This window comes from Flavobacterium sp., from assembly GCF_043778725.1.
Taxonomy (GTDB): Bacteria; Bacteroidota; Bacteroidia; order Flavobacteriales; family Flavobacteriaceae; genus Flavobacterium.
In genome coordinates this window covers 1-7,623 of the sequence record NZ_JAYWFT010000174.1, presented here as the reverse complement: position 1 = coordinate 7,623, position 7,623 = coordinate 1, and the positions used below count along the sequence as shown (strand labels likewise).

Below are 7,623 nucleotides of genomic sequence, written 5' to 3'. Positions count from 1 at the left end.
ATTTGAATTCCAGGCTGAGTAGAAATCTCAGTATCTTTTGTATGTAAATCAAATAAACACGAAACACCATCATTGTTGTCGTCACAAACAACATAATTACTTGGCTGATTTATACTTGGCGCTGTGATAATGGTAATTTGGTTGGTTACTGAAGAAGCACATTGACCAGTATTTGGTGTAAAAGTATAGGTTGTAGTAGCAGTATTATTTAATGTTGGAGACCATGAACCAATAATTCCATTGGTAGATGTTGTAGGTAATGGATTTATAATTGAACCTGAGCATACCACAGAATTAATATTAAAAGTTGGTACGGTTGAAGTTGTAATTATATTTATTGTCATCGTTGTGCTATTTGCACATTGACCAATATTTGGAGTAAAAGTATAAGTTGTAGTTGTAGTATTGTTTAATGCAGGTGACCATGAGCCACTAAAACCATTTAAAGATGTAGTTGGTAAAGTTCCAATAGTTGATCCACTGCATACAGGAGAAATTTGAGTAAATAATGGAGTTGTTTTTTGATTAACAACAATCGTCATCGTTGCATTATTAGCACATTGACTAACATTGGGAGTAAAAGTGTAAGTTGTTGTGGTTATATTGTTTAATGCAGGTGACCAAGAACCATTAAAACCATTTAAAGATGTAGTTGGTAAAGGAGTAATAAAATCGCCATTACAAACAGCTCCAATCTGATTAAATGTTGGATTTACTTTTGGTACAACAACAATTGTCATGCTAGCATTATTAGCACATTGTCCAGTGTTTGGTATAAAAGTGTAGGTTGTAGTGATAGAATTATCTAATGCAGGCGACCAAGTACCAGAAAAACCATTATTTGATAGAGTTGGTAGAGCTGCTAGAATAGTTCCAGAACAAATTGGAAGAACTTGAGTAAAGGTTGGAGTTATTTTGGCAGTAATATTTACAGTAAGTGTCGTTTGAACAGCACATTGATTAATAGTCGGTGTAAAAGTATAAACCGTAGATCCAATAATAGAATAATCAATAGTATTAGGATTCCAAGTTCCAGTTATTCCATTTTGAGACGTTGTCGTTATTAAGGGCTGAATTGAAGTGCTATTTTCACAGCTATTAATTATTGTTCCAAAACTAAATGTTGGCGTAACCATTGAATTTATAGTAATTGTCATGGTAGTACTATTTGCACATTGGCCAGTATTTGGACTAAAAGTATATGTAGTTGTATTAGTATTGTCTAACGCTGGTGACCAAGAACCAGAAAAACCATTATTAGATGTTGTAGGTAATGCATTAATTGTTGCGCCAGAACATACAGGTGAGACTTGTGTAAATGTAGGTGTAACTGGATTTGTAATTACAACATTTAATGTTTGAATAGTAGCGCATGGAAAAAGAGTTGAATTTGGTGTAAAAACATAACTTCCACTCAACGAATTGTTAATAGTAGTAGGATTCCATGAACCACTTATTCCATTTGGTGATGTATTTGATAAAACAGGTGTAGCACCACCAAAACAAATAGGAGCTATTGTACTAAAATTGGGACTTGTATTTGTTGCACATGCAGTATTGCAAGTAACAGTTTGAGAACCTACACAAGCTGTACCATTTGCAGTTAATGTAAAAGTTACTGACTGTCCAGGCGATAATCCGCTAACAATAAAGTGAGATGGTGAAATCCAAGTTCCTGTAATTGGAGCGCCGCCAGCAATTGAATAACTGTAAGTAAAATTAGTTTGTCCAACATTACTGAAATCAAAATATAATGAAGTTGGAGTAGAATTAGTACCATCACAAAATAGATTTAATTGCTGGCCAACGAGTACATCAATTCCAACTCTAGCACTTTCACAACCAGAAATAGTTTGACTTACATAATAAGTAGTAGTTCCGTTATTTACTGTAGAAGGAGTAGGTGCAGTTGATGAAGAAACGCCTCCTGTAGCATTTGTACCATACCAATTTAAAGTGCCTCCAGAGGATACACCAGCACTTAATGGAGTTGCAATTGCATTCTGGCAATAATTTATAGGACTAGAAACTAACGGTGGTGTTGTATTTGTTAAATTTATAGTAACAGTTGAAGTAACAGTTAGCCCACAAATATTAGTAGCTGTTAAAGTTAAAATAATACTATTTCCAGTAGTATTAGGATTTATTAAATAAGCAGTTGATAAGTTGTTTGGAGTCGAAAAAGTACCATTTGAAGCAGTCCACAATACAGTCTGTTGCCCTTGAGCAGTACCAATTAAGTTTATAGAACTTCCTTTGCATGCCGTTATAGAATTTCCAGCATTTACAGTAAATGGAGGTATAGGCGCATTGCATCCATTGTTTATATAAGTTGCATTACCAATTGGATTAAAATTAACTGTAGATCCATCGTTACTTGTAGCAGTACCACCATAAGTTCCAGAAGAATTGATTAGTAAACTTCTATCATAAGTAACCGAATCAACACAAGTGCCAAATGACATTGTTAAAGTTCTAATGCCAGGTATGGAATTATAATTTGCAAAATTACCACCTATTGTACTTGGGTTATTTTGAAAAATCATATATATCGTTCCTGTTAAGGACGAAAAAGAATTAAATGTTGTATTGAGGTTAAAGCTTGAAACAAGAATAACTATAGAATTTGCAGGTAAAACACCTCCTGTTGGCTCAAGTATTTGACCACAATTTCCAGAAGCAGCAACGGTAGCATTCAATGCAGCTACTTTTGATGCTGTTGTAGAATTTTGGATAGTTCCCAACCACGGATTGGCTACATTTGCCCAAACTACATTCAATGCACTTACATTTAAATTTGTTGTGCCAACTTTAAACCTAACCATTTCATTGTAACCTTCTTCATTTATAGGAAGATTTGGTGAACATGCATCAACTAAAATACTTTCTATTTCAAAACACTGTGAAAATGTTTTTTGTGTAGTAAATAAAGAGAACAAAATAAAAATAAAAATAAATTTTGAAGTATTTTTTAACATCAGTTACTTAGGATAAATTAATTGCAACAAAAATAAAGATTTTAATTTACAGAAATCATTTGAAAGTAAATTATTTAAGTCAAATTTAATTGAAGTAACTACATAAAAAAAAATCCCAAGAAATATTTCTTGAGATTTTTGAATTTGTGGGGAGAGTAGGATTCGAACCTACGAAGACGTAGTCAGCAGATTTACAGTCTGCCCTCGTTGGCCGCTTGAGTATCTCCCCATTCGCTTAACGAGGTTGCAAATATATAAACACTTTTTATGTTTCCAAATATAATTAAAAATAATTTTTTTAATTTATTTTAATGATTTGGTAATGAATAAAATAAAAAAAATCTCCAGATGGAGATTTTTATGTTTTGTGCTGTAAAAAGCTCTATTTTCCTAAAAGTTCTAAAACTTTTGCTTTTAAATCTGCTCCTCTTAGGTCTTTTGCAACAATTCTTCCTGATGCATCAAGAATAAAAGTTGTTGGAATTTGTTCTACTTTGTATAGTTTTGCAATTGGATCATCCCAAAATTTTAAATTTGAAACTTGCGTCCATGTAATTCCATCTTTTGTAATTGCCTTTTGCCAATCTTCTACCGTTTTATCAAGTGAAACTCCAACTATATTTAGTCCTTTAGAATGAAGTTCATTATATAATGCAACTACATTTGGGTTTTCTCTTCTACATGGTCCGCACCAAGATGCCCAAAAATCTATTATAATAACTTTTCCTAATGATTTTTTTAAAGATATAATTTTGCCATTCGGATTTGGAGCCGAAAAATCTGGTGCCATATCATTTATGCCTACCGATTTAAAATTGGCTATTTTACTTTCAATTGATTTTCCTGGTTTAGTATTTTTTATTGATGCATCAAGTTTTAAAAATGTTTTTTTTAAATCATTGATATTAGTATTTGGATTATTTAACGAACTTTCTAGAATAAGTACAGAAATAAATGATTTTGGGTTTTCTTCAGGATATTTTGCAGTTAAAACATTCATTTCTTCCTGAAATTTTCCATATTCTTTCATTAAGTTGTTTATCACCAATGTATCATGCTTTTCTTGTGCATCTGTTATTTTTTGCATATTTAAGGACTGAAAAGCCAACATTTTTTTTTGAACTTTTTGAGTTGTTAAACTAAAATCGCGCAAATAGTCATTGTTTTTTGTGCCTCCAATTTTACTTTTTGTGATACTATCCTTGTACACCAATAAATCTATTTTACCTTCTTCAACAATAAACACTACTTTTCCGGTTGTATTTTTAACTTCTAAAAAATGAATAGATGGTTCAAGAGTGGTTCCTTTAAAAGTAAATTTTCCATCTTGAACTTTTGTACTGTCTACAGTTATTATCCCTTTTGTATCATCTTGTTTTTCAAGAAGTATAGAAGTTCCATTTTCTACTCCATCTATTGTGCCAGAAATTAAATATTCGTTTAATACATTTTTCTTAAAAGAAAATAAACTTAAAGCTAAAGCTAAAATTAGAAGTGATTTTTTCATTTGTATTTAATTTTAATAAAAAAAATTAAGAACCTAAAAGCATTTCTACTTTGGTTCTTAATTCTTGTCCTGTTAAATCTTTAGCAACTATTTTTCCTGTTGAGTCTAAAATAAATGTTGTAGGAATTTGGTCAATATTGTATAACTTGGCGATTGGGTCATTCCATTTTTTTAAATTTGAAACTTGCGTCCAAGAAATTTTATCTTTTGCAATTGCTTCTTTCCAATCGTTTATATCATCGTCTAATGAAACACCAATAATATTTAAACCTTTAGAATGAAACTCATTGTAGAGTGCAACTACATTTGGATTTTCTCTTCTACAAGGTCCACACCAAGAAGCCCAAAAATCTATAATTGTAACTTTACCCAAAGATTCTTTAAGGGTTACTATTTTTCCATTTGGATTTTTAGCAGAAAATTCTGGCGCAACTTCACCTTCTAGCGAAGTTACTTTTTTTTTTGAGTTCCTTCAATTGTTTTTAACTTATCCAAAATAGACTTTCCTATTTTGGTTTCTTTTAAATCGCTATCTAGGTTTTCAAAAGTTTTTTTTGTCTTTTCTGCATCAAATTTTGGCGAATTAAATGAGTTTTGAACTAACAATAATGAAATATAAGAATCTGAATTTTCATCGGCATATTTTGAAATATAATCTTCCTTTTCTTTATCAATAGCACTGTATTCTTTTTTTAATTTTTCTACAGCTGCATTATCTTTCTTTTGTTGCGCTTCCATCAACTTTTGAATATTTTTAGTTTGAAAATCAACTAATTTCTTCTGTACAGCATTTACTTTAGTATTAAATTTTTGAAACTCATCGTTATTATAAGTTCCACCAATTGTAGATTTCCAGATACTATCTTTATCAATTTTTACCACGATTTCTCCAGTTTCAAGAATAAAAGGTACTGGTTGTTTAAGATCTTGAATAAATACTGCAATCATGCTTGGTTCTTTAACCTTGCCTTTAATTTCAAATTTTCCGTCTTTTACTTTAGCAGAATCTAATCCCATTACAACTCCAAACTCATTTTGCATTTTAAGTACAACCATTTTACCATTAGCAATACCTTTAGCATCTCCAGTAACTATGTATTCTCCTTTTTTTACTTTACTACAACTAATAATTGATAGAGAAAGCGCAACTAAAAAAACTATTTTTTTCATTGTGTGTTTTAATTTTAAAATTTTTACAAAAGTATTTAAAATTTAATAATTCATACCAATTTTAAGATATGTTTTACATTAAGAATATATAATCGTTAAATTAATTACTCTTATTTAGTTTTAATTATATATTCATTAACTTTGAATCCATATTTTAAAGAAAATGATAAAGAAAATTACTTTTTTACTACTTATTTTAGGTTCTACATTTTTACAAGCTCAAATTGTAATAAACGAATTAGATTGTGACACGCCAAGTACTGATGACAAAGAATTTATAGAACTGAAATCTATTTCTCCCAATTTTTCACTTGATGGCTATGTTTTAGTTTTGTTTAATGGTACAGGAACGTTAATTAACAAAAGCTACTATGTTATTGATTTAGATGGATATACAACTGATGTAAATGGAATTTTTGTTATAGGAAATCAAACGGTTTCTCCAGTTCCAGGTAAAATTCTGCCCGAAAGTATTTTTCAAAATGGACCCGATGGAGTTGGATTATATCTTGGTAGTTCAGCAGATTTTCCTAATAATACACTTGCAACTTCTGCTAACCTTGTTAACGCAATGGTTTATGGAACTAATGATGCAGATGCAACTTCATTAATGTCACTTTTAAACGTTACAACTCAGTTAAACGAAAGTGCAAGTGGTTCTAGTACTTTAAATTCTATTCAGCGTAAAGTTGATGGAACATTTGAAGTAAAAGCACCAACTCCAGGAGTAAATAACGATGGTAGCGGATTTATTTTTAATGGAATTTCAATTTCAATTGCTGCAGTTCAGTTCAATGAAGGAACAAATTTCCTTGTGACTTTTACAACTCAAACAGCTGTAACATCTAATTTGACTTTTACTTATTCTTTAAATAATGGTACATTTAACACGTCAGATTTTTCAGGAAATACAACCGTTTTTATTCCAACAGGATCGACTACTTTTTCTACAGTAATTACTTTGGTTGATGATGCATTAGATGAAGGTGATGAAGTCTTAAAGATAAAATTTGGAACAATTCCATCGCAATATAATAGGTTGAATGATGAAATTGAAATTAGAGTTATTGATAATGATTTTTATACACTTCCATTTGGAACACCATTAAATCCTACATTTGGAAATGTAACAAGTACTGCTCCAACTGGTTATTATGCTTCAATTGAAGGTTTGTCTGGTGCTGCTTTAAAACAAGGATTGCAAGATATAATTGCAAATCCTGCCGTTGTTCATGCTCATAATTATGGCGATATTGTAGATATTCTAAAAGTTTCCGACCAAAACCCTCTTAATAGTAATCAAGTTTGGTTGATGTATAAAGAACTTCCGAGAGCAAAACTTGATTTTCAAACTGGAAGTATCAATACTGGAAAATGGAATAGAGAACATATTTATCCACAATCACGTGGTGGATTTTCTGATGCCACATCTGATGTTGCCGACGGAATTTCGGTTTGGTTGCCTACAAACGCCAATGATATTGTTGCTGGACATGGCGATGCACACCATATTAGAGCAGAAGATGGACCAGAAAACAGTTTAAGAAGTAACAGAGATTATGGATTAACTGGCTACAATGGACCAGCCGGAAATCAAAGTTCTTGGAAAGGTGATGTTGCACGTTCTGTATTTTATATGGCAGTTAGATACAATGCGTTGAGTGTTGTAAATGGCGATATTGCTGATACTACAGTTGGTCAACTTGGCGATTTAGCTTCGTTATTGCAATGGAATGTTTTAGACCCAAAAGACGATTTCGAAATGAATAGAAATAATTACATTTATACATGGCAAGTCAATAGAAATCCGTTTATTGATTATCCAAATCTTGCCGATTATATTTGGGGTGCAAATGCAGGACAACCATGGTTTTCAAACTTGTCAACTACAAATTTTAATGCACTAAAAGTTATTGTTTATCCAAATCCGGCTAAAGATTACATTACAGTTTCTGGATTAAATTCTGA

General features: G+C 31.3%; 3 protein-coding genes, 1 tRNA gene and 2 pseudogenes. 1 reads left to right on the top strand and 5 read right to left on the bottom strand.

Annotated features, from left to right (window positions below; translation table 11 throughout):
- From ACH2CG_RS15715 to ACH2CG_RS15695, 5 genes and pseudogenes are all read right to left on the bottom strand, one after another.
- Window positions 1–2,978, bottom strand: a pseudogene (locus ACH2CG_RS15715) (hypothetical protein); the annotation flags it as partial.
- 147 nt (window positions 2,979–3,125) lie between these two features.
- Window positions 3,126–3,207, bottom strand: a tRNA-Tyr gene (locus ACH2CG_RS15710).
- 153 nt (window positions 3,208–3,360) lie between these two features.
- Entirely contained in the window at window positions 3,361–4,485 is a 1,125-nt protein-coding gene (locus tag ACH2CG_RS15705) for a redoxin domain-containing protein (RefSeq protein WP_395066897.1), read from the bottom strand.
- Between the two features lie 25 nt (window positions 4,486–4,510).
- Window positions 4,511–4,915: pseudogene (locus ACH2CG_RS15700) on the bottom strand (TlpA family protein disulfide reductase); the annotation flags it as partial.
- A 20-nt stretch (window positions 4,916–4,935) separates the two neighbouring features.
- Window positions 4,936–5,655 carry a DUF4369 domain-containing protein gene (locus ACH2CG_RS15695; RefSeq protein WP_395066895.1) on the bottom strand — a complete coding sequence of 240 codons (720 nt, stop codon included), beginning with the start codon at window positions 5,653–5,655 and terminating at the stop codon, window positions 4,936–4,938.
- A gap of 163 nt (window positions 5,656–5,818) precedes the next feature.
- Between ACH2CG_RS15695 and ACH2CG_RS15690 the strand changes: the two genes are divergently transcribed.
- A partial coding sequence (locus ACH2CG_RS15690) for an endonuclease I family protein (RefSeq protein ID WP_395066893.1) occupies window positions 5,819–7,623 on the top strand: 1,805 nt, incomplete at its 3' end.